We start from the raw sequence: 22,566 nt of genomic DNA on the forward strand, positions 1-22,566 counted from the left end.
TAACAACAATACGCACGTATCAAATTTGTGATAATTATCTAAAATTCTGCAAAATTTTCAAACAACAGATTGGCAATGATAGTACCACTATATTACCATTCTTGTTTTACGTTTATTATTTTTATAAACCCTGAGATAATTTTTTCGAATATTTTTTATATTACATTTTCATGTATGTTTTTTTGTTCATAACTTATTTATTTCTGATCAGGGATAAATTAATGATGTCAACTGTCCCCTTGGTGTTGAAGTACAACTTTACTTACTAATGATGGTTATTGTCCCCTGAATTATCAAGGCACCGGTATGGGTAATTATGTCTATAGCTATCATAATTTCCTGGTGCTGACGGGGAATGGTTTTTTATTTTCTTACTGCACACGGGCCAGCCGATGTTTACCACGAATTCGTCTACATAACACAAACTCCAGAAATGTTAGATGAATTTTGCTTTGGAAGCGTAAAGGATCGGCTTGTTACCAGAATTCAATGAAGAAACATTATAAAAAATAATATTTTTATAATGTTTCTTCTTTTTTCTGCAATATAAACCATCCTTGTTTCCAAGAAAATATTTTGGAACGAAGCTGATTATTATCCATCCGCCCCGATGGTCATCTGCTTCAGGAGCTTTCTCGCGTTACCATGTGTGTTTTTGATACTTCTGGCGTGTAATTTAGAAAAAAAATGAAATAGGCCTAAAGATTATGCGCCCACCAATGTATCTTGAAAAATATCCTATGGAATTTATCTTTGGCATTTCTCGGTGATATTGCCTCTTAAAAAATTTCCTGGATGACTATACCGAAATGTATTTCTATAGTTATATGTTCACATTATTTTGACTATATTATAGTAGGATTTTTTCGAAAAACAAATTTATCAAAAGTTCACATACAAAAAGATGCCTGACACAACATCGTAAATATATCTTTTATTAAATTTAATTTAATCTACTAGAGGAGAAAACAGGATTGGCTCAAGAAACTTCAGAAATTTTGTTTCCCGTCTATCTTGCAGGTGATCTTGTTTTTCGAAAAGAGGCTATCCTTCTTTTCGAAAAACTGAAATCTATATGCTTTGAATATGGCCTGCAGGGAGTTGCGCCATTTGACGGTCAGGCCGAAGCACGCTCTCTTTCCCCGGGCCGGGAGACGATTCTAGCATTTGTAGATGCTGACAAGGAACTGATGGAAAGCTCCGTAGCCGGTTTGTTCTGTATTGATCCTTTCCGACGTTCATCTGAAATGGATCCAGGGACGGCTGTAGAGATTGGTTATATGCTAGGTCTACAAAAACCGATGGAAGCCTATACCGTAGACGGGCGTCCTTATTCAGAAAAAGTTTCAGACTACTGGCGCGATGCTTGGGGAAATTATTTGCACAACCGCTTACCCAGCGACGCTCCCGCATCCGGAAGCCTGGAAGATCCGGACGGGATGCTGGTGCATTCAGAAGGAATGCTTCAGAACGGTATGATAGAAGGTTTTATTGAAATGGCAGGCGGCCAAGTCGCAATAGATACAGATTTCTTCGAGGCATTTCGGAAGGCCTGTCAGAGACTTTCAAAACGGCTTTATCAAAACCATCAGGAAACATAAATTTAGTTTTCTGGTAAATTTTCTTCCGACAATGCGGGACCTGGCTACATATACTTTAAACCACCATCATAGATGGATCTTCGTTAAATTCACATGATGTAGGTCGTTCCATTGCATACCCCAATAGTAGTGGTTTCGTCTGAAAAACCGTCATAACCCTTATAATCCACTTCTAAAGGGTATGCAGCAATTCGTCTCTAGGTCAGCCCACCAGAGAATGTCATCTGCCGTACGCCTTATCTGCTGAGCAAGCTGATCAGGGGACCGTTGAATGAACTATAGAAAATCCATTAACATCACACCATGCAAATTCTATAACTTCCAAAGTTGCGCCATGAAATTCAGATATAATTCACTATTATTTTTTAAATAAATTATTAAATATAATTTTATTTATACCTCAACCATTGAACGGAACAAATCATTTAAAGGTGTTTTTAACACTTCCTACCTGTTCCGTCGCTTATTAAAGCGCTTTAATCCAAATTGTCCCACCTTTTCGAGGATAGGCATGCTCAATCGAAGCAGACCTGGAATTATCAAGCAAGCATGTGCGAATATCCCGTCTATCCAAGGAAGAAATATTTCTTTTCCAGCACCCTGACTAACCTGAACTATTTTTCTTGCTACAACCCGCGCAGACAGGGGCTGGCTGACATAATTGAGGAGGGAGCCACCATCCAAGGTTTCCCGTTGCAACATTTCTGTATCAACAGCACCTAGGAAAACTGACGAAATTCTCAAAGTCCGCGGCCTGAACTCAAGCGCCAGAGAGCGTGCAAATCCCCGAAGCCCAAATTTGGTAGCACTATACACAGCACTCCCTGCCAACGGCATGACGCCAGCTATAGAATTGACAAATATAATATGCCCATTGACGGCAATTACCTTTGCTAACCGTGAGGTCAGCAGAATTGGAGCAGACAGATTAATGTTCAATTGCGCAGAGAGAGCGGAAGAAGAAATATCTGTGGATCGTTGAGGATCTATCTGTCCCGCACAATGGATCAAAATCTCGATTTGACGACCACGAGCGATAATTTCATTACATACTTTTTCTATTGAAGAAAAATCATTTAAATCGCAGTAAAAATTTTCAACTTTATTGTTGATAATTTTATTTTCAGCTTTTTCTCTCTGAGTATTCCTTGTGAGGAGGAAAATATCCCACCCGTCTTCTAAAAGAAGATCTACAATCTCGCGCCCTATCCCACCTGTACCACCCGTTATAATTGCAAGTTTCCGTCGCGTTGAGTCAGAGGTGGATGAAAATCTATCTGTCATATTCTATGTAGACCATAAGGGAAGGAGGCATTCGAAGATCGCCAGCAAGTTTATACACAATATATTTCTATAGAATGCAAAAATTCAAACGGGTCCCGCTTATCGTCGCTGATTTTCATAAATAAATTTATAGAAGATGATTTTGCGGCTTTATTCCACAGAAATCAGCTAAGTTTATTTATCAACTTGTATGGACCATCAGTAGACGACAAAAAATCCGTCTAAATAAGAGTTAATTATATAATGAAAGAAAAAATGGCGGAGGGGATGGGATTCGAACCCACGATACGACTTACATCGTATAACGGATTAGCAATCCGCCGCCTTCAGCCTCTCGGCCACCCCTCCGCGCTATACGCGGTTCACACGGCGTATGCAGAGTGTTCTTAGGGGGTAACCGCGTTGTGGTCAAACCCCCTAAGAACTTTTTTTTAGGGTTACTCTGAAAGAAGTTTTTTCAGGGTTTCATTGACGAGGGCAGGGTTCCCTTTACCCTTCATGGCCTTCATCGTCTGGCCGACAAAGAAGCCAAAAAGCTTGTCTTTTCCGCCCCTGTATTCCTCAACCTTGTCGTTGTTTGCAGCAAGGATTTCGCGAATGGCGCTCTCGATCGCTCCCGTGTCCGTCACCTGACGCAGCCCCTTCCGCTCAACGATAGCGGATGCGGAATCACCGGTCTCGACCATGTCTTCGAGAACTTCCTTGGCGATCTTTCCATTAATCGTGGAGTCGGAAATCAGACCCAGCAATTCCCGCAGACCCTCCGCACTGACAGGACTGTCCTCAATCGAACGACCGGTCCGATTCAGTGCCGCGAAGAAGTCTCCCAGCATCCAGTTGGCCGCCAGGCGGGCATCGGCACCACGCGCCACGGTCTCATAGAAATCCGCGATCGCCTGCTCGACACAGAGCACAGATGATTCATAACGGCTGACACCGTATTCCTGCTCCAGACGAAGCCGCTTGGCTTCAGGCAGCTCGGGGAGGGCAGCCTTGAGTTCATCGACCCAGGACTGCTCGATCACCAGCGGCAGCAGGTCCGGATCAGGGAAGTAGCGATAATCGTGCGCATCCTCCTTGCTCCGCAGGGAACGCGTTTCACCACGCACATGGTCGAACAGACGCGTTTCCTGATCGACGGTTCCGCCCGCTTCCCACACTTCGATCTGACGCTGTGCCTCGACCTCAATGGCCATCATTACAAAACGGATGGAATTGACGTTCTTGATCTCGCAACGCGTGCGATATTCGGTTTCACCCGGCTTGCGGACCGACACGTTGACGTCGGCACGCATCGAGCCTTCTTCCATATTGCCGTCGCAGGTGCCGATATACCGCAGGATCTGGCGCAGTTTGCGCAGATAGGCGCCGGCTTCCTCAGGCGAACGAATATCCGGCTCGCTGACAATTTCCATCAGGGCCACACCGGCACGGTTCAGATCGATGAAAGAGCGTGTTGGGTCTTGATCGTGGATCGACTTGCCCGCGTCCTGCTCAAGATGCAGTCGGGTGACACCGATTTCACGCGTGCTGCCATCTGCGAGATCAACCAGGACCTTGCCCTTGCCAATGATCGGATGAGCAAACTGGCTGATCTGATACCCCGTAGGCAGATCAGCATAAAAATAGTTCTTACGATCGAAGCGGCTGAACAAGTTGATCTCAGCTTCGAGCCCCAGCCCCGTGCGGACGGCCTGGGCGACACATTCCTGGTTCAGAACCGGAAGCATTCCCGGAAAACCGGCATCAACGAGGCTGACATGCGTGTTCGGTTCGCCGCCATATTCCGCCGAAGCGCCTGAAAAGAGCTTGGCTTCGCTGACGACCTGGGCATGAACCTCAAGACCGACAACGATTTCCCATTCGCCGGTGCTGCCGGTGATACGATAGCTCATGCCGACACTCCTGCATGAATGGTAGGTCTGTGATGGAACGCCGCAGCCTGCTCAATGGCATGACCAGCCGCGATCAGGGTTTCTTCATCGAAGAACCGACCGATAAGCTGCAAACCGAGCGGCACCCCACGCGCATCCAGACCCGCCGGAACAGACAGGGCAGGGACGCCCGCCATGCTGGCCGGAACCGTAAAGATATCATTGAGATACATCTGCACCGGATCCGTCGGCTTTTCGTCCTGCGCGAAAGCACCCGAAGGAGCCGTCGGCGTCAGAAGAACGTCGACATTCTCGAATGCCTTGAGGAAGTCCTGCTGGATCAGGGTGCGCACTTTCTGCGCGCGCAGATAATAGGCGTCGTAATAGCCGGAGGACAGCACGTGCGTTCCGATCAGGATCCGGCGCTTGACCTCTTCGCCGAAACCGGCGGCACGGCTGGCTTCATAAAGGCCATCCAGTGTCGGGGCACCAACGCGTTCACCGAAACGCACGCCATCATAGCGGGCAAGGTTAGAGGAGGCTTCGGCCAGAGCCGCGATATAATAGGTAGGCAGGCCGTATTTGGTATGCGGCAGCGAGACTTCAACAATTTCCGCACCCGCATCCCGGAGCCAGGCCATGCCCTGCTGCCAAAGCGCCTCGATTTCCGCAGGAATGCCTTCAACGTGATATTCCTTGGGAATACCAACGCGCAGACCTTTCACACCGCGCTTGAGCGCAGATTCATAATGCGGAATGGGCGTATCAACGCTCGTTGAGTCACGCGGATCAAACCCGGCCATCGACTCAAGCAGAATGGCGCAGTCCTGAAGATTACGCGCCATCGGACCGGCCTGATCGAGCGAGCTTGCGAAAGCGATCGTTCCAAAGCGTGAGCAGCGACCATAAGTCGGCTTGATCCCGGCAATGCCCGTGAACGCAGCCGGCTGACGGATAGAGCCGCCTGTATCCGTTCCTGTGGCACCCAGCACAAGCCCTGCTGCCACAGCTGCTGCGGAGCCACCAGAAGACCCGCCCGGAACCAGCTTCGCGTCAGAGTCTTTGCGTTTCCACGGGTTTTCGACAGGACCAAACGCGGAGGTCAAGTTCGCGGAACCCATAGCGAATTCATCCAGGTTCAACTTGCCAAGAAAAACGGCGCCATCCCTGAGAAGATTGGCTGTGACCGTACTTTCGTAAGGCGGCACGAAGTTACCCAGAATCTTGCTGGCAGCCGTGGTGCGAACACCATTCGTACAGAACAGATCCTTGATACCCAGCGGAATACCGCAAAGGCTGCCGCCTTCACCCTTGGCAAGCGTTTCATCCGCAGCCTTGGCAGCCTCGCGGGCCTGATCCGGTGTACGGGTAATGAAGCTGTTGAGCTGACCGTCCAGACGCTCGATCGCGTCAATATGGGCGTTCGTCAGCTCGACTGCGGAAATCTTGCGGGCCTTGAGCGCGTCCCGGGCCGAAGCCAGCGTAAAATCGTGAATGCCGGACATTATTCGACCACCTTCGGAACCGTGTAGAACGGGCCTTCCCGCTCGGGAGCGTTGGACAAAACCTTGTCACGGCAGTTGCCGTCCGTAACGCGGTCTTCGCGCAGGCGAGGCTTTGCCAGACCCGTGCCGATCATTGGGTCGACGCCCGTGACGTCCACTTCCTTGAGCTGCTCCACCCAGTTAATGATAGAGCTCATATCTTGCCCGAGGGTTTCAACCTCTTCGGGCTGGAGACCAATCCTCGCCAGTCTGGCGATGCGCGTAACCGTTTTCGCGTCGAGCGACATGAATATTCCTGAACAAGAGGAAATTTTATGGTGGCTTTTCAGCCGTCAGGGGGATCATAACGCCGTGCTATGCCCCTGTTCAATCCACATGATCTCCGTAATCTTCTTCATTCCGGTCAGCGTGTCCTCGGTCTCGACCCAGGATCGAAGACAATTGGCGTCGCATTGACCGACGTTTCTCTCATGCTCGCATCTCCCCTGATCGGCCTCAGGCGCCGGAAACTGGGGGAAAACGCAAAGGAAATCGCACAGATCATCCGTGCTCAGGATGTCGGTGCCTTGGTGGTCGGCCTTCCTCTTTCGCTGGACGGATCTTTCGGGCCTGCCGCACGTGCCGCATCGGACTGGACGCAGGCACTATCTGAAAAAACCGGGGTTCCTGCTGGTCTATGGGATGAAAGACTGTCTTCAAGCGCCGTGAACCGCTTTCTGATTCAGGACGCGGACATGACACGTGGCAGGCGGGCGGAGGTCGTGGACAAGATGGCTGCTGCTTACATGCTGCAGGGATGGCTTGATGCCTCAATACCAGAGCAGTTGGATCAGTTCTGAAGTCCTCAGGATGGCCTCGCGGCCGACCTTCCAATGAGCCGGCTGCGAGAGTAAGTGTTGGCCAGGATCCCGAACCACATCCGGGCGGTCATGGCACCAAGTATCAGGCAGAACAGGAACTTCATGATATTTCTCCGATCATGACACCTGAAAACGAACCAGAATGGTCCGGGTTTCCGAAGATCCTGATTTCAAACTGTAAAGTGGCCTCAATATGATTTTCAGAATACTGGCCATCTCCGTACTTGTCGGGATGTCCTCATGCACAAGCCCCCGCACCAGTGAGGAGGGAAATATTCCAAAATCCCCTCATGCAACCGCCATTCACGGAGCCTATACCGGCGCGGGAAGCGGCTGGTCCGGATACTGATCAGCGTTGGCGCCAGGCAAGCCGCACAGGCATTGAACGGTATGACGCCAGATCACGTCCTGCCTGCGGGACTGTGCCACGCCCCTGTGATCCCGTCGCATGATGGATGATACGGGGCGGGGGCGCGTAAGACACCATCTGAGCCGAGAGGATAGGACGCATCTGTGGCGTAGAGATGCCTGCAAACAAAGTTGACCTGTGCGGTGCCGGATATGACCCGACGGACGGTAAAAGAGCCTGCAAGCCGTTTGCTGTCATTACGACCTGAGGCAAAAAATCAGGCGGACGATAACTATCCGGCTGTCCGTTCCAGATTGCCAGAACATGTCGCGCATAATCTGCTCCGAGCGCGGGCGTCAGAGAGTGATAGGCGGCTGTTGCCGCGGGCCAGCCCTGAAGCTGGTTATGCAATACCGACAGAAAATGCGCGCCGTATCGGGCGTTGCTATACGGATCAAAGGCGTCTTCGAGTGACACGAAGGCATCAGGATGATGGTGAAGATTGATCTGCATGCACCCGACATCGATCAATACCACGCCCTGCGCCTGAAACCCCTTTACAGCAGCAATCGCCTCTTCCTTACTTTCGTAGAAATAGCCCCTTCCGCCTGCATTGACGGTCCATGGCCAGGCAATGGTCGTGGTGCCGTTCGGGTCGCGTCTACCGCTTTCAACACGACTGATTGCATCCAACAGACGCGCTGGGATACGGGCCTGCTGTTCCGCCGCCTGCGTTGCCATACGACAGATGGAAGACGCGTCGTAGGCAAAGGCCGTGGATAGGCCGGAGTACGCAATAGCCGCCGCAAAGAGAAGAGATTTCCCGATCATCATTCTGCTTATGATCGGGAAAGGTAAAGATTAGGTTATGCGCTCAGTCCTGCCGCACCAGAGGTTTGCAGACCGAAGTCAGCCAGACAGAAACCTCGGGTTCAACATATGGCATCACCCGCTTTTCAACCTCCGCATGATAGGCGTTTAGCCAGTTCAGCTCTGCATCATTGAGAAGAGCGACGTCGATCAGACGGCGATCAATGGGCGTGAAACTCAGAATTTCAAATTCGAGAAACGCGCCCTTCGGGCCCACAAACGACGATGGGCGCACAAGCATCAAGTTTTCGATCCGTATTCCGTACTGTCCAGGCTCATAATAACCAGGCTCGTTGGAAACGATCATGCCTGCTTCGAGTGCCACGGGACGCGGGGCCGGGGAAATATTCTGCGGGCCTTCATGGACCGACAGATAGCTGCCGATGCCGTGTCCGGTCCCGTGATCGTAGTCCATGCCGACCTGCCACAGGGCCGCGCGAGCCAGCACATCCAGTCTATGGCCGGTCGTACCGGGGGGGAATCGGATACGGGAGAGGGCGATATTCCCCTTCAGGACCCGCGTGAAGGCTTCACGGACATTGGCGGGTGGCTCCTGATTGCCCACCCAGAGCGTGCGGGTGATATCTGTCGTACCGAACGGATACTGCCCGCCACTATCGATCAGATAGACATTTCCCGCTTCCAGAACCCGATCGTGACCGACCTGCGCGCGATAATGGGGAAAGGCACCGTTGGGTCCGACGGCGGAGATAGCGTCAAAACTTTGTTCCTGATAGTCCTCGGAGCGGGCCCGCAAATCATCCAGGCGGGTGACGAGATCCGTCTCGTGCTGGCCAATTCCTGAAACCGTCAAGGAATGCAGGAACCGAGCCATCGCCACACCATCATGGGTATGCGCCTGTCGTGCTCCTTCCTGTTCCGCAGCGTTCTTGATCGCTTTGGGAAGCGTGCAGGGATCGACTCCATCGACAACCGTTGCCCCCGCGTCGGCAAGCGTGGTGTCGAACCAGACTGCCGTCGTTACCGGATCCACACGCACTGTTCGGCCCTTCAGGGCCTCAAGCCGCTTAACCAAATCGGCAGGTGGACAGGCCGTCACTCCAGGACCGCAAACCTCCGTCACCCCTTCGGAGAAGCGATCGGACGAGACGAACCACTCAGCGGTACCGTCCGCATGCAGGATCACATAGCCATGTGCGACAGGGGTAAGGGGGACGTCATGACCACGGATGTTCAGCAGCCAGGCCAGCGAAGTACAGTCCGCGATAACGGCCGCATCGTGCCCGGCGACACTCAGGGCCTGACCAAGACGCCTACGCTTGTCGACACTGCTTTCCCCGGAAAACTCCAGAGGCTGTGGTATAATTCGACTGGCTGGAGCGGCGGGTCGATCAGTCCAGGCTTTATCGATGGGGTTGTGGGCGAGCGCAACGAGTTCGACACCCGGCACCTGCCAGGAGGCCAGCATGGACTGGCTCACCAGACGCGGGTCGTAACCGATCTTTAACCCCCTGGCATTTTCCGTCAGCCAACCAGCAAGCGGCTCGAGGGCACTGTGTCTGCGTTCCCACAGGGCATGCGGAACCTGCTCTTCCATCTGCACCGTATAACGTCCGTCGGAAAAGACGGCACCTCTGTCGGGAAGAATCGCGGCAAGCCCGGCACTCCCGGTAAAGCCCGTCAGCCATGCCAGACGTTCGGCACAGGGAGCCACATATTCGCCCAGATATTCATCACCGCGCGGGATGATGAAGCCATCGACGCCGAGCACCGTGCAGGCAGAGCGGACAAGGGAAGGGCGCTCGTTGAGCGGGATGGAGGACAGGGTCATGAAAAGTCCTTTTCCACGGAGGAGAAATCGTCGAGGCAGAGTGTCATGAACAGCAGGTCCAGCCACCGGCCACGCTTACGCCCGACCTGGGGGAGGCTGCCACGGCTGCGAAAGCCCAGTTTGTGATGCATCGCGACGGACGCGGCGTTGCCCGCCGTAATGCCGGCCACCATGACATGAAAGCCCGCGTCTCTTGCATACTCGATCAGTGCACGCAGAAGGAGCGGCCCGATCCCCAGACGCTGGTATTCAGGCGAAAGGTATACCGAATGCTCGACGGTGCGGGCATAGCCTTCATAGGACCGAAAAGAACCGTAGGAGCCATAACCGGCGATGTTACCATCGGAAGTAACTGCTACCAGCACAGGATATCCCTGCGCCTGCCTGTCTTCGAACCACTGACGCCGCTGCTCCAGCGTAAAAGGCGTCGTGATCCAGAGCGCATCGGTGTTTTCGATGGCATCATTGGTGATCCGCAGGATGGCTGGCAGGTCATCAAAACCGGCGTTCCGGATCAACGGCAATGATCCCGGCATGTCCATCAGCCACGACGGCGCAGGATCAGGGTCGCCCAGTCGCCCTCACGCAGGATACGCTCCAGAACAAGACCCTGACGCTGATGCGCCACCAGAACCATCCGCGCCTGACTGTAAAGCAGCCCGGCCAGAATGGCCGTCCCGTTCGGAGCAAGATTCAGCGCCAGAGACTGCGCCATCCGGCATAGCGGGCGGGCAAGAATGTTGGCGAACACCAGATCGTACGGCGCCTTGGCCCGGACGGCCTCGGTCTGCCAGCCATTGCCGAAACGGCAGTCCAGCAGATTGCCCTGACCGTTCAGCCGCGCATTGAGCTTGGCCGTCCGGACGGACCACGGCTCAATATCGACGGCCAGAACCGGCCGATGCAGCAACTTTGCCGCCGCCATGGCCAGAATTCCGGACCCACATCCCATGTCCAGAATACGCTGAGGCTTGCGATACGCCACCATCTCCAGAGCCCGCAGACAGCCGCGCGTGGACCCATGCTCGCCTGAACCGAAGGCAATCCCGGCATCCAGCGTAATCGTCAGGCGGGACTGATCGGGCGCGCCATGAAGATGGGTGCCGCGAATGGCGAAGCGTTTGCCAACATTCTGCTGCGGAAAGGATTCGTAAGTCCGGGCCAGCCAGCCTTCGGATTCGGTGGGAGTCCGCTCAAGCTCCGCCTCACATCCGGTCAGAAGCCGCGCAACAGCCAGAGCGTTCTCGAGTTCGTCTTCCTTGAACCCCGTGTCCTTCACCCCTTCCACGCGCCAGTATTTCTGCGCGTCATCGGCTTCGAAAATACCGACCGTTTCACAAGCGCACATGAGTGCCTGCTCGAACAAAGGAACAAAAGGCTCTTCAACCGTGATGGACAGGGTTTCGAGCGCACTGGCATGGCGACGGCCAATGCTGCGGGGTGCCATCACGATCTGATCTCCACGAAATTTGCCATGACGCGCTTGACGCCACCGTTTTCAAAATTGATGTGCAACTGCGGTCCATCAGCACCGATGACCGTGCCTTCACCGAACCTGTGATGAAAGACCGTAGCCCCGATCGCGACGGTCGGCTCCGGCTTGACGTCATGGAGTTTCGGACGCGGGGCACGAAACCCTGATGGACGTGTGCTGGTGAGTGGCCCCGACGCGAACATGGACGGTACCGCCGCAGCCTGACGGCGCGTTTCAAACGCCTGCCCATTCATCTGGACATGTTCCGACGGGATTTCCTCAATAAAGCGGCTCGGCATTGAAGACTGCCAGTTCGCATAGATTCGCCGGCTCGCCGCATGCAATACGATCGCCCGACGCCGGGCACGGGTTAGACCGACATAAGCCAGCCGCCGCTCTTCCTCGAGTGCCCGGTTTCCGCCTTCGTCAAGCGAACGCTGGGACGGGAACACACCTTCCTCCCAGCCCGGCAGGAACACTGTATCGAACTCCAGCCCCTTGGCGCCGTGCAGCGTCATGAGGCTGACCTTGTCGTCGGACGTCTCGCTCTCCGTATCCATGACAAGCGCGACGTGCTCCAGAAAGCCCTGAAGCGTTCCGAACTCGCCAATCGCGCGCAGAAGCTCACGAATGTTGTCCAGACGGCCCGGAGCCTCAACGGAGCGGTCGTCCCGCCACATCTGAAGATAACCGCTGTCTTCAAGAAGCTGTTCCGCCGCAACAACATGACCTTCGGTCTCGAGTGTCACCTTGGCCCGCTGGAACGCTGCCATCAGCCCGTCCAGCGCCTCTTTGGACTTGCCCTTGAGCAGCCCGGCCTGAAGCTGCCAGCTTACCGCCGCCGTCAGCGGGCCGGGCAAGGCGCGTGCCTGCGCATGCAATTTCTGCACTGCTACGGCACCCACACCCCGTTTGGGAACGTTGATAATCCGCTCGAACGCCAGATCATCCGCAGGCTGCGACAGAACACGCAGATAGGCCAGACAGTCCCGGATCTCCGCGCGCTCATAAAAACGCAGGCCACCTACGACGCGATAGGGGATGCCGATCAGCATGAGCCGCTCTTCAAACGGCCGCGTCTGGAACCCGGCCCGCATTAGGATGGCGATTTCCGAAAGAGGATGCCCATCAGCACGCAGGCGCTCGATGGCCCCGCTGACGATCCGCGCCTCTTCATCCGAATCGCGGACACCGATGATCTGGACCTTCTCGCCGTCTGCATCTTCGCGCCCGGGTCGCAGGGTCTTGCCAAGCCGCCCCTCGTTATGGGCGATCAGACCAGCAGCAGCCGCCAAGATCTGGGCCGTAGAGCGGTAATTGCGCTCCAGACGCACGACTTCCGCTCCCGGAAAATCTTTCTCGAAGCGCAGAATGTTCTCAACTTCCGCCCCGCGCCAGGAATAGATGGACTGATCGTCGTCCCCCACACAGGCAATGTTGGATGGTCCATGCTCGCGTTTGGCGAGCAGACGCAGCCACAGATACTGGACCGTATTCGTGTCCTGATACTCGTCCACGAGAATGTATCGGAAAATCCGGTGATACTGCGCCAGCACGTTGGGCTGGTTGCGCAGGATCTCCGTCATGTGCAGCATCAGATCGCCGAAATCGCACGTATTGAGCGCGATCAGACGCTCCTGATACGCCCGATAGATCGCCAGTGCATGACCATTCGCAAAATCCGAATCTTCCGCCGGGGTCACACGATCGGGCGTCAGCCCGCGATCTTTCCAGCGCTGGATGATGCCCATGAGCTGGTTCGGCGGCCAGCGCTTGGTATCGATCTTCCACGGCTCCATGATCTGCTTGAGCAGGCGGATCTGGTCGTCTGTGTCGAGAATATTGAAGCTGCTGGTCAGCCCGACATATTCCGCATGACGCCGCAGCATCCGCGCGCAAATTGCGTGAAAAGTCCCCAGCCACAGCCCTTCCGCCGGCTCACCGAGAATGGCGCTGACGCGCTCGCGCATTTCACGCGCAGCCTTGTTCGTGAAGGTCACGGCCAGAATCTGGCTCGGATAAGCGCGTCCAGTCAGGAGAATATGGGCGAACCGCGTCGTCAGGACGCGCGTCTTGCCCGTTCCCGCTCCTGCCAGAATGAGGAGCGGGCCTTCGGTCGTCTCGATGGCGCGTCTCTGCTCCGGGTTGAGGCGGGAGAGATACTCGGGCGCTGGGGCAGGGGAAGAGAGGTCTTGCGGCACCCTCCCGATATAGAGTGAGATACCGCCATGGCCAACACCTATCCCCGTATCGATCTAACGCGCGGCCCCTCAGGCAACGGCACTGGTCCGCAGGGGCATCGAGCAAGAATGCGCGCCCGTGTGCTGAACAATGGTGCCCAGACCCTGGCGGATTACGAAATTCTTGAAATGCTGCTCTTCGCCGGAATCGCACGCAGGGACACCAAGCCGCTCGCCAAGGGCCTGATCGGCCATTTCGGCAGTCTGACGGATGTCTTTCGTGCCCCCACACAGGCCCTCAGGGCCGCGGGCCTCAAAGACGATGCCATCCGCGTTCTACGGCTGCCGGGGGTGGCTGCTGAACGGCTGGCAGCGTCTGAACAGCGCGAGCGGCCGACACTGGGAAACTGGGACCAGCTTGTCACCTATCTTGATCAGGCGCTGGGAGGAGCGGTCACCGGGCAGTTCAGACTGCTTTATCTGGACAACCGTAACCGTCTGCTGGCTGACGAAGTCGCTCCTGATACGGACGTGTTGACGGAGCGTCATCGCGCGATTGCCATTCGCGCGCTGGCCTTGCATGCCACTGCGCTGATCGGCTTTCACGTTCGGCCTGCCTCCCATAAATCCGAACTTTCCCCTGCGGCGAGGCAGCTCGATTTCGCCATGCGTCCTCTCTCCATTACGCTTCACGACGTGCTCGTGACGGGAGAAGGGCGTCCTGCCAGCCTGCGGCAGGAAGGGCTGCTCTAGATGACCGACGAGAACAGGGCAGACAGTGGCTTTTGCGACGGCATGACAGGCCTGTCGTCAGCCGACCTTCGGCAGATCGTCGGAATACCCGCGTCTTCCTCGGAAATGGAACCACCGCTGGCGCTACTGACAGGACGCGGACGCCATTTGGGCGATGAAACACTTCTGCGCCTTCTGACTGTGCTCTTCACACATCGTGAGGAGGAGAGTGCTGTGCTCTCCCGCACTCTTTTCGCACGTTTTGGGTCTCTTGCGGCCGTTCTTTCTGCCACCGACCGTGAACTCGAAAGCGTCGCGGACATGGGTATGCACATGATCCCCCTGATCCGTGTCGTTCAGGAAGCAGCCCTGCGATATAACCGTGCGCGTCTGGATATAAAGGATGTTCTCGATAACGAACAGAAGCTTCTCGACTATCTGACGGCCCGTCTGGCACGGGAAAACATCGAGCAGTTCCGCATTCTGTTTCTGGATAAAAAGAACAGCCTGATCGCCGACGAAGCGCAGGCACGCGGCACGGTCAACCATACCCCGGTTTATCCCCGTGAAGTTGCCAGACGGGCTGTGGAAATCGGTGCGACCGCGCTGGTCCTGGTTCACAACCATCCCAGCGGCGATCCCACCCCCTCCGAAGCCGATCTTCAGATGACGATGCAGGTCCAGGCCGCTCTTGACGTCGTCGGTATCGCTCTCGCGGACCACTTCATCATCGGCAATGGCCGCCACACCAGTTTCCGGCGCAGCAAGCTGATATAAGATCTCAGGCGCGAGGCGGCAGAAGAACGTCTAGGGCCAGTTCGCCGGGCAACGCACCACGCGGGAAAATCGTATTCACGTGACCCATCTTCCGGCCCGGACGAGCCTCATTTTTACCATACAGATGCAGCGACGCTCCGTCCGTGGCAAGGATGGCAGGGACGCGCGCCATGTCTTCAGGTCCGATCAGATTGTGCATGACCGCATCGGAATGACGCCGGGCCGGCGGGAGTGGAAGCCCCGTTACCGCACGAACATGCATTTCAAACTGATCGACAAGACATGCATCCATGGTCCAGTGACCGGAGTTGTGGGGACGAGGGGCGATCTCGTTCACCAGAAGCGTGCCATCAGCGGCATGGAACATCTCCACGCCCATAATCCCGATCAGGCCCAGAGCATCGGCAATCCGTGCGGCCATATCCTGAGCCTGTCGGGCAAGACCCGGCATGATCCGCGCGGGGGCAAGTGTCACGTCCAGAATGCCGTCGCGATGCCTGTTCTCGACCGTATCGAAGCAGCGCACGGTCCCATCCAGGCCGCGCACCACCATTACGCTGAGTTCGCGCTCGAAATCGATCATTTTCTCCGCGACGAGAGGATACGGCAGGTCTGCCAGAGCAGCCAGTTCCCCGGCATCACGAACGCGGAACTGTCCCTTGCCGTCATAACCGAACCGCGTCGTCTTCAGGATCAGGGGAAAGCCGAGCGTCTCCAGTGCGGCAAGGTCTGCCGGACCATTGACGGCACGCCAAGGCGCAAGCCCGACACCGATTTCGGAAAGACGTGTCTTTTCTGCAATCCGGTCCTGGCTGATCCGAAGGATCTCGCCCGCAGGCCGCACCGGCCTGTGTCGTTCGAGGAGCGCCAGCCCCCTGGCGCTGATATTTTCGAACTCGAAAGTTACGACATCGCAGCGGGATGCAAAATCCTCAAGCGCCTCCGGATCGTCATAGGCACCGATTGTGACGGACGCTGCAACCTCGGTAGCCGGCCCCGGAAATTCGGGACTGAGGAGATGAACGTGATAGCCCAGCTTCGCAGCGGCCACGGCAGACATTCGACCGAGCTGCCCCCCGCCTATGATCCCGACTGTGCTACCGGGAGCAAAAACCCTGTCATGTGTCATTCGACAGGCACATCCGCTACGGCTGCAGTCTGCGTCGCCCGCCATGCATCCAGCCGTGCCATGACCCGGGCGTCGGTGACCGAAAGGATCGACGCGGCCAGAAGCCCCGCATTGGTCGCGCCTGCCTTGCCAATGGCAAGCGTACCAACAGGGACACCCCCCGGCATCTGAACGATGGAAAGCAGGCTGTCCTGCCCATTAAGGGCACGGCTCTGCACTGGAACACCCAGAACGGGAATACTTGTCCAGGCGGAGCACATTCCCGGAAGGTGGGCAGCGCCCCCGGCTCCCGCGATAATGACATGCAATCCCCGCTGACGCGCCGTTTTTGCATACTCAACCAGTCGATCCGGCGTCCGATGGGCCGAAACGATACGCTTCTCATGCGCGATTCCAAGATCATCAAGGATCTCGCAGGCGTGACGCATGGTATCCCAGTCGGACTGGCTGCCCATAATGACGCCGACACGGATCGGCATGTCGTTCTGGAGTGTTTCGTCGGTAGAGAGGGTCTGGCTCATTCAGGCAATGTTATCCGGGATGAGACGGGTCTCGATCCAAGAAATTTCATCTTTAAGCTGAAGCTTGCGCTTTTTAAGGCGCTGAAGCTGAAGCTGGTTAAGGGGATGATGGACGAGACGCTCGATGACGGTGTCAAGATCGCGATGCTCGCTGCGCAATTCGTGCAGACGTTTGAGCATGGCATTGTCGTCAGTCATCATGGCATCCGGTCCCGGAGAACGGTCAGGCGTGTGGAGAGACTGATTCTTTCCACTATTTCATTGCAGTATCATGCCTGACAGGCACCGGACCAGTACCTGTCAGGCTTTCATCAGAAGCAGGCGTATCAGGCCCGCTTCCTGGATCCTGCAAATCAGTCGTGACTGTCGCTTTCAGGAACGTAAGCTTCAACCACCGGAAGCGCATGACCCTCACGGGCCAGACGGTCATTGGCAGCCGTCACAGCTGCATGCAGATCCGTCTGGGTGCACAGGCCAAGGATCACGGGGTCACGCGGCTTGATGTTAGCACTGTTCCAGTGCTGGCGATCGCGCACCTTGGTGATGGTGTCCTTGGTCGTGCCCAGAAGCTTGACGATCTGCGCTTCGGAAAGCTGGGGAAACTGGCGCAGGACGAACGCGATGGCATCCGGACGATCGTTGCGCTTGGCAACGGGGGTATAGCGGGCCCCCTTGGCGCGACGCTTCACCGGGCTGGCGGTCGGCATGATCTTAAGGCGTGCTGTGGTATCAGCTTCACACCGCTTGATTTCAGCTTCCGCAAGTTGGTGGTTCTTGACAGGATCATAGCCGTTGATGCCGGCGGCCACTTCACCATCGGCGATCGCCTGAACCTCAAGCGGATGCATGCCGCAGAATTCCGCGATCTGGGTAAAAGTAAGACCGGTTTTCTCAATTAGCCAGACGGCCGTGGCCTTGGGCATCAAAGGCAGGGTCATGTCAGTGCGTTCCTTGCTGGGACACGGATGGAGCCGGCTTCCGCAGGCACCGATCGGGCGTATCCGGCGAGGAACCAATCCCGCCCGGGATATGATCGCGGCACCTGCTGGATGCTCTGCGATAATGCAAACGGGTATGGGGCACTCAAGCCGGAATGGTCAAGCGACAAAAAGAAAACGGGAATGCTTTTACAGGCATTCCCGTTCCCAAAGTGTCTGCTCCGAATGTTCAGGCAGCCTGAACCGATTCCAGGGAAGCATGCTGCCCTGAAACGCTCTGCACCGGAATGCGACGGGGTCTGGCGGCTTCAGGAATGACCTGCCTGACAGCGATCGCCAGCAGACCGTTCACAAGTTCCGCGCGCTCGATTTCCGTATGATCAGCGAGGACGAAACGGCGTTCAAAGGCCCGGGTCGCGATCCCGCGATGCAACCACTCACGATCACGGCTGTTTTCGGGAACACGTCCTTTGACAACAAGCGTGTTTTCCTCCTGAATTACGTCCACATCTTCAGGGTGGAAACCCGCAAGGGCCATCGTCAGGACGTAGTTAGTCTCGCCGGTTTTTTCGATATTGTAGGGGGGATAGCTCGGAAGGGCCTGAGCATTGGCAACATTACCTGCCATCGTAGCAAGCCGGTCAAAACCGATCGCGCTGCGAAACAGCGGTGTAAAATCGTAGGTCACTGAAACCTCCTTCTGGCAGGAATCATCTGGTGCATTTCCCGAAACGGCAAAATGCAATGGTTGAACCAGCCGCGACCCGAAAGGCATCGCGGCTGGTTCTCCAGATAGGTTTCAGCCTCGCAACCTTCAAGATGAAGGCGTGAGGAGGGCGCAGAATTACTTCGTGCGCGTACCGATGCCAGCAAAGCGCTTGTTGAACTTCGCGACCTGGCCTCCGGTGTCCATCATACGTTGGACGCCCGTCCATGCCGGATGGGACTTCGGATCGACGTCGAGACGCAGGGTCGCGCCCGGCTCACCATAGCAGGAATGCGTCTTATACTCGGTCCCGTCGGTCATGATGACGGTGATCTCGTGATAGTCGGGATGGATGCCGGATTTCATGAATGTCTACTCCATAAAGAAAGCTCCGATGCCGACCGGAGCGAATCATCAGGCGCGTATAACGGAAACTTCTTCCTGATGAAAGTGGCCTTTACTGGATCGCGTGAGTCCGTTTATCTCTTGTAAGTAAGGCAGGCTCGGATGTCAGGCCTGCGACCGTTGTTTTACGGGTACAGAGAAAGGTTTGATATGAGCGAAACCAAGCACGCGCTGCATACCCCGGGCTGGGTCGGCGATTTCCAGAAATTCATCATGCGCGGCAACGTGCTCGATCTCGCCATCGGTGTGGTCATTGGCGCGGCGTTCAGTGCGATTGTCAGTAGCGCCGTCAAAGACATTATGACACCGTTCATCGGGCTGCTGACAGGAGGTGTCGATTTCTCGAACCTGTTCATCACCCTCAAGGGGCCGGTCAAGGACACGCTGGCTGAGGCGCAAAAGGCTGGGGCAGTCACTGTCAATATCGGCTTATTCCTCAATGCCGTCATTCAGTTCCTCATCGTCGCCTTCTTCATCTTCTGGCTGACCCGGATCCTCAGCAAGCTGAGCCGCAAGCAGGCAGAAGAACCTGCCGCTCCTCCGGCACCGACCAAGGAAGAAGTTCTACTCACGGAAATCCGTGATCTTCTGGCTCAGAAAAACTCCTGATGAGCGGTATGAAGTCTCTCCGTTTCACCGCAATGCTGCGCTCCGCGACGGCGCTGTTGGTGGCGGGAGGCTTTCTGGCAGGATGCGCGGCACGGCCCGGAATTACCGGCGTGCCGCCATCCCCCAATTCACGGCTTTATGCATATCTGATTGCCCATGGCATGGCCCGTGGAGCCGTTATGACACGACAGATCGGGCCTGATGGCCTGTTCCAACTGGTCACGCTGGACAAGGCGGCGCAGCGGGCGACGGTAAACGCTCTGACATTACAGAGTTCCGCTGCCAACCGGGACGCCGACAAGGCTCTTTCCAACCTTATAGCAGACCTTCACCGGAAAATATCCTCCGGACCACCGGACGCCCTCCCAGACGCTTCAGAGCAGATACAAAAAAACCGGCTTCCCTGAGGAAACCGGTTTTTTTGTTCCAGTCCCTTATAGGGAAAGGGACTTATTCTCATCCGGCTTCGGTCTCTTTACGCAATCGCTTTTCCCCCATCAGGAGAAGGAGTGGTGCAGCAATGAAGATCGAGGAGGATGTTCCCACGACAATACCGAACAACATGACCGTCGCAAAACCGGTCAGCGTACTCCCTCCGAAAAGAGCGAGCGGCAGAGCCGCAAGAAAAACGGTCATGGATGTACCGAGCGTTCGATTCAGGGTCTCATTGATTGACAGATCCAGCAGTTCGCGCAGCGGCATTGTGCGGTATTTCCGCAGGTTCTCACGAATACGGTCATAAACTACGACCTTATCGTTCGTGGAATAGCCCAGGATGGTGAGCAGGGCAGCAACCATCACCAGATCAAATTCGAAGCGCGTGATAGCCAGAAATCCAACCGTCTTGGTCAGATCAAGAACCAGCGTGACCACTGCGCTGATGGCGAATTCCCTCTCGAAACGAACCCAGATATAAATCAGGATCATTGCAAGGCTGAAGCCGAGAGCCAGCAGGCCATCCCGGAACAGTTCCGAAGATACCGAGGCTCCGACCGCATCCGCGCGAAGAACCTGCGTGCCGGGTTCTGCCGCCGAAATCGCGCTCTTAACGCCATCAACGAGTTTCTGGGTCTGTGCCTCACGATCCGCCCCTTCCGGAGCATTGATCGAGATGCGGACATCACGCGGCGACCCGAAAGCCTGTACGGCGTCCGGATGAATTCCGGCATGATCCAGAGCCGCACGCAACTTGCTGAAATCAGCCGGCCCAGGCGTCTGGGCTTCGACGATGATACCGCCGCGGAAATCCAACCCGAGCTTCAGACCAGGCTGAAAGAACAGGATGATGGATGCGATGGAAAGAACCGCCGAGACGATCAGACCCATATGACGACCGCGCATAAAGTTGATGCGCTGATCGTCACGGACAAAACGGAAAAGGGGACGTGACAGCATGACGATCAGACCGGAAGTTCTTTGGGGCGGGCGAGGGCATACCACCGCACGACCAGAAGGCGTGACAGCAGGAGAGTCGTGAAGAGGGTCGTGACAATGCCTATAGTGATGGTCAGGGCAAAATTGCGCACAGGCCCCGTACCGAACACGAACAGCATGACATGCGCCAGAAAGGCCGTGGCATTACTGTCGACAATCGTGCCGGTCGCCCGGTCGAAACCGGCCTGCAAGGCCTGAAGGGGGCCTCGGCCACGCTTCACTTCCTCGCGGATACGCTCGTTGATCAGAATGTTCGCATCCACAGCCATACCAAGAGTCAGCAGCATACCCGCCATCCCTGGAAGCGTAAGCGTGGCCTGAAACAGCGACAGGATCGCCACCATCAGAATCAGGTTCGCAAACAGGGCAATATCCGCATACAGGCCAAAGCGTCCGTAAAACAGAACCATGAAAGCAATGACCAGCAGCAGACCGGTCAGAAGGCTGATGATGCCGGCATGAATGGATGCAGCGCCAAGGCTCGGGCCGATCGTCCGCTGTTCAACCACGGAAAGTGGGGCGGGAAGGGCACCGGCACGCAGAAGAAGGGCCAGATCGGAAGCACTGCGAGCATCGAATCCTCCCGTGATCTGTCCGCTTCCCGCCGTAATCGGGCTGATGATGTTCGGAGCTTCGATGACCTTGTTGTCCAGAACAATTGCAAAGCGCTTGCCCACATTGGCCCGCGTGACATTCGCGAATGCCGTCGCTCCTGCGCTGTTGAGCTGGAACGTCACAGCCCAGCCGCCACTCTGTTGATCGATGACGGCACCCGCGTTTGTCAGATCGGTGCCGTCCACATCCACGTGGTCCTGCACAGCGATCTGCGCATGTACACTTTCATCCTCAAGCATCGTTGAGCCTGGGCTCGCAACGCTGGGATTGGGCGCGAGAAGCCGGAAGGTTAGTCGCGCTGTTGTCCCCAGAAGGTTCTTAATCCGCTCCGGATCGCTAACACCCGGCAACTCCACAACGATCCGGTCGTCACCCTCACGAGCGATGCTCGGATCGATCGCACCCGTCGCGTCAATACGGCGCCGTACGATCTCGATCGACTGGGCAACCGCTTCACGGGCCCGGGCGAGCATGGCATCGTGCTGAAGCGTCAGAACAATCCGACCATCCTTTTCGGAGGCTGCGAATTCGTCAGGAACTGCTGGAGGCAGCGATTGCATAGCCCTGAATGCGGCATCACGCTCGGCATCGGAACGTGGCGCGAAGCTCAGGCTGGCCGAAGCATCGTCGCGAACGAAATCCCGATATCCCAGAGACTTGTTCAGAAGGGTCTGGCGTGCCTGATCCTGCAGCGACTGAAGACGGTCATGCTCAAGAGATTTCAGATCAAGCTGCAGAAGAAGGTAGGACCCGCCTCGCAGATCGAGCCCCAGATGAATCTGCCGCCAGGGCAGGGACGGTGCGGGAGCACTCAGGAAATTGGGCAGACACAGGAGCACGCCGATCAGGCAGATCCCTGCGACGCCCAGCAGTCTGAGCCGGCTGTAATACATCATATCAGGTCGAGACGT

At 55.8% G+C, this 22,566-nt stretch carries 23 protein-coding genes and 1 tRNA gene; 6 read left to right on the forward strand and 18 right to left on the reverse strand.

Going from position 1 to position 22,566, the window contains the following annotated elements; all coding sequences use genetic code 11:
* Positions 1 to 974 precede the first annotated feature (974 nt).
* Positions 975 to 1,601: a nucleoside 2-deoxyribosyltransferase gene (locus tag GKA01_RS11960; protein WP_228119798.1), complete on the forward strand. Its 627-nt coding sequence runs from the start codon at positions 975 to 977 to the stop codon at positions 1,599 to 1,601.
* Between the two features lie 447 nt (positions 1,602 to 2,048).
* Here GKA01_RS11960 and GKA01_RS11965 read toward each other — a convergent pair whose 3' ends face one another.
* The 5 genes from GKA01_RS11965 to gatC form a co-directional block, all read right to left on the reverse strand.
* Entirely contained in the window at positions 2,049 to 2,885 is an 837-nt protein-coding gene (locus GKA01_RS11965; protein WP_146863403.1) for an SDR family NAD(P)-dependent oxidoreductase, read from the reverse strand.
* A gap of 256 nt (positions 2,886 to 3,141) precedes the next feature.
* Positions 3,142 to 3,233, reverse strand: a tRNA-Ser gene (locus tag GKA01_RS11970).
* Between the two features lie 89 nt (positions 3,234 to 3,322).
* Positions 3,323 to 4,780 carry an Asp-tRNA(Asn)/Glu-tRNA(Gln) amidotransferase subunit GatB gene (gene gatB, locus GKA01_RS11975; protein WP_146863407.1) on the reverse strand — a complete coding sequence of 486 codons (1,458 nt, stop codon included), beginning with the start codon at positions 4,778 to 4,780 and terminating at the stop codon, positions 3,323 to 3,325.
* The gene (gatA, locus tag GKA01_RS11980) at positions 4,777 to 6,264 is read right to left on the reverse strand and encodes an Asp-tRNA(Asn)/Glu-tRNA(Gln) amidotransferase subunit GatA (protein ID WP_146863410.1); all 1,488 of its coding nucleotides are present in this window, start codon (positions 6,262 to 6,264) and stop codon (positions 4,777 to 4,779) included. Before gatA ends, gatB begins: the two co-directional genes overlap by 4 nt.
* A complete protein-coding gene (gatC, locus tag GKA01_RS11985) occupies positions 6,264 to 6,551 on the reverse strand; it encodes an Asp-tRNA(Asn)/Glu-tRNA(Gln) amidotransferase subunit GatC (RefSeq protein WP_146863413.1) in 288 nt (95 codons plus the stop codon). Before gatC ends, gatA begins: the two co-directional genes overlap by 1 nt.
* 69 nt (positions 6,552 to 6,620) lie before the next feature.
* On the opposite strand from gatC, the gene ruvX reads away from it, so the two are divergent.
* Positions 6,621 to 7,103, forward strand: coding sequence for a Holliday junction resolvase RuvX (ruvX, locus tag GKA01_RS11990; protein ID WP_146863416.1), 483 nt, complete (start codon positions 6,621 to 6,623; stop codon positions 7,101 to 7,103).
* Positions 7,104 to 7,473: 370 nt separating this feature from the next.
* Here the strand turns inward: ruvX and GKA01_RS11995 are convergent, their stop codons facing one another.
* From GKA01_RS11995 to GKA01_RS12015, 5 genes are read right to left on the reverse strand one after another with little or no spacing between them, the layout of a single operon-like run.
* The gene (locus tag GKA01_RS11995) at positions 7,474 to 8,307 is read right to left on the reverse strand and encodes a transglycosylase SLT domain-containing protein (RefSeq protein ID WP_228119797.1); all 834 of its coding nucleotides are present in this window, start codon (positions 8,305 to 8,307) and stop codon (positions 7,474 to 7,476) included.
* A gap of 40 nt (positions 8,308 to 8,347) precedes the next feature.
* On the reverse strand, positions 8,348 to 10,135 hold the full coding sequence (locus GKA01_RS12000) for an aminopeptidase P family protein (protein WP_146863419.1): 1,788 nt from the start codon (positions 10,133 to 10,135) through the stop codon (positions 8,348 to 8,350).
* Complete coding sequence (locus GKA01_RS12005) at positions 10,132 to 10,671, reverse strand: GNAT family N-acetyltransferase (protein WP_146863422.1); 540 nt, start codon at positions 10,669 to 10,671, stop codon at positions 10,132 to 10,134. Before GKA01_RS12005 ends, GKA01_RS12000 begins: the two co-directional genes overlap by 4 nt.
* 5 nt (positions 10,672 to 10,676) lie before the next feature.
* Positions 10,677 to 11,582, reverse strand: coding sequence for a 50S ribosomal protein L11 methyltransferase (locus GKA01_RS12010; RefSeq protein WP_146863500.1), 906 nt, complete (start codon positions 11,580 to 11,582; stop codon positions 10,677 to 10,679).
* A complete protein-coding gene (locus GKA01_RS12015) occupies positions 11,582 to 13,810 on the reverse strand; it encodes an ATP-dependent helicase (RefSeq protein WP_146863425.1) in 2,229 nt (742 codons plus the stop codon). The genes GKA01_RS12010 and GKA01_RS12015 overlap by 1 nt, the downstream gene beginning before the upstream one ends.
* A gap of 27 nt (positions 13,811 to 13,837) precedes the next feature.
* Between GKA01_RS12015 and GKA01_RS12020 the strand changes: the two genes are divergently transcribed.
* On the forward strand, positions 13,838 to 14,542 hold the full coding sequence (locus GKA01_RS12020) for a JAB domain-containing protein (RefSeq protein ID WP_146863428.1): 705 nt from the start codon (positions 13,838 to 13,840) through the stop codon (positions 14,540 to 14,542).
* On the forward strand, positions 14,543 to 15,298 hold the full coding sequence (radC, locus tag GKA01_RS12025) for a RadC family protein (protein WP_146863431.1): 756 nt from the start codon (positions 14,543 to 14,545) through the stop codon (positions 15,296 to 15,298).
* A 4-nt stretch (positions 15,299 to 15,302) separates the two neighbouring features.
* Here radC and GKA01_RS12030 read toward each other — a convergent pair whose 3' ends face one another.
* From GKA01_RS12030 to rpmE, 6 genes are all read right to left on the reverse strand, one after another.
* Entirely contained in the window at positions 15,303 to 16,427 is a 1,125-nt protein-coding gene (locus GKA01_RS12030; RefSeq protein ID WP_146863434.1) for a 5-(carboxyamino)imidazole ribonucleotide synthase, read from the reverse strand.
* Positions 16,424 to 16,948, reverse strand: a complete 525-nt coding sequence (gene purE / locus GKA01_RS12035; RefSeq protein ID WP_146863438.1) for a 5-(carboxyamino)imidazole ribonucleotide mutase — start codon at positions 16,946 to 16,948, stop codon at positions 16,424 to 16,426. Before purE ends, GKA01_RS12030 begins: the two co-directional genes overlap by 4 nt.
* Positions 16,949 to 17,149, reverse strand: coding sequence for a YdcH family protein (locus tag GKA01_RS12040; protein WP_011253895.1), 201 nt, complete (start codon positions 17,147 to 17,149; stop codon positions 16,949 to 16,951).
* A 152-nt stretch (positions 17,150 to 17,301) separates the two neighbouring features.
* Complete coding sequence (locus GKA01_RS12045; RefSeq protein WP_146863441.1) at positions 17,302 to 17,886, reverse strand: DUF1013 domain-containing protein; 585 nt, start codon at positions 17,884 to 17,886, stop codon at positions 17,302 to 17,304.
* Positions 17,887 to 18,115: 229 nt separating this feature from the next.
* Positions 18,116 to 18,574 carry an Hsp20 family protein gene (locus tag GKA01_RS12050; protein ID WP_194265809.1) on the reverse strand — a complete coding sequence of 153 codons (459 nt, stop codon included), beginning with the start codon at positions 18,572 to 18,574 and terminating at the stop codon, positions 18,116 to 18,118.
* Between the two features lie 156 nt (positions 18,575 to 18,730).
* Entirely contained in the window at positions 18,731 to 18,958 is a 228-nt protein-coding gene (rpmE, locus tag GKA01_RS12055; protein ID WP_062028708.1) for a 50S ribosomal protein L31, read from the reverse strand.
* 189 nt (positions 18,959 to 19,147) lie between these two features.
* Here rpmE and mscL point away from each other — a divergent pair, with 189 nt between their 5' ends.
* Positions 19,148 to 19,606 (forward strand): large-conductance mechanosensitive channel protein MscL, encoded by a 459-nt coding sequence (gene mscL / locus GKA01_RS12060; protein WP_146863444.1) that lies wholly within the window; start codon positions 19,148 to 19,150, stop codon positions 19,604 to 19,606.
* 8 nt (positions 19,607 to 19,614) lie between these two features.
* On the forward strand, positions 19,615 to 20,013 hold the full coding sequence (locus GKA01_RS12065; RefSeq protein ID WP_244289209.1) for a hypothetical protein: 399 nt from the start codon (positions 19,615 to 19,617) through the stop codon (positions 20,011 to 20,013).
* Positions 20,014 to 20,062: 49 nt separating this feature from the next.
* Here GKA01_RS12065 and secF read toward each other — a convergent pair whose 3' ends face one another.
* Together secF and secD are read right to left on the reverse strand one after the other, a co-directional pair.
* Entirely contained in the window at positions 20,063 to 21,001 is a 939-nt protein-coding gene (gene secF, locus GKA01_RS12070) for a protein translocase subunit SecF (RefSeq protein WP_146863450.1), read from the reverse strand.
* Positions 21,002 to 21,006: 5 nt separating this feature from the next.
* The gene (gene secD / locus GKA01_RS12075) at positions 21,007 to 22,548 is read right to left on the reverse strand and encodes a protein translocase subunit SecD (RefSeq protein WP_146863504.1); all 1,542 of its coding nucleotides are present in this window, start codon (positions 22,546 to 22,548) and stop codon (positions 21,007 to 21,009) included.
* Positions 22,549 to 22,566 lie beyond the last annotated feature (18 nt).

The sequence above is a fragment of the Gluconobacter kanchanaburiensis NBRC 103587 genome (assembly GCF_007988905.1).
Classification (GTDB): Bacteria; Pseudomonadota; Alphaproteobacteria; order Acetobacterales; family Acetobacteraceae; genus Gluconobacter; species Gluconobacter kanchanaburiensis.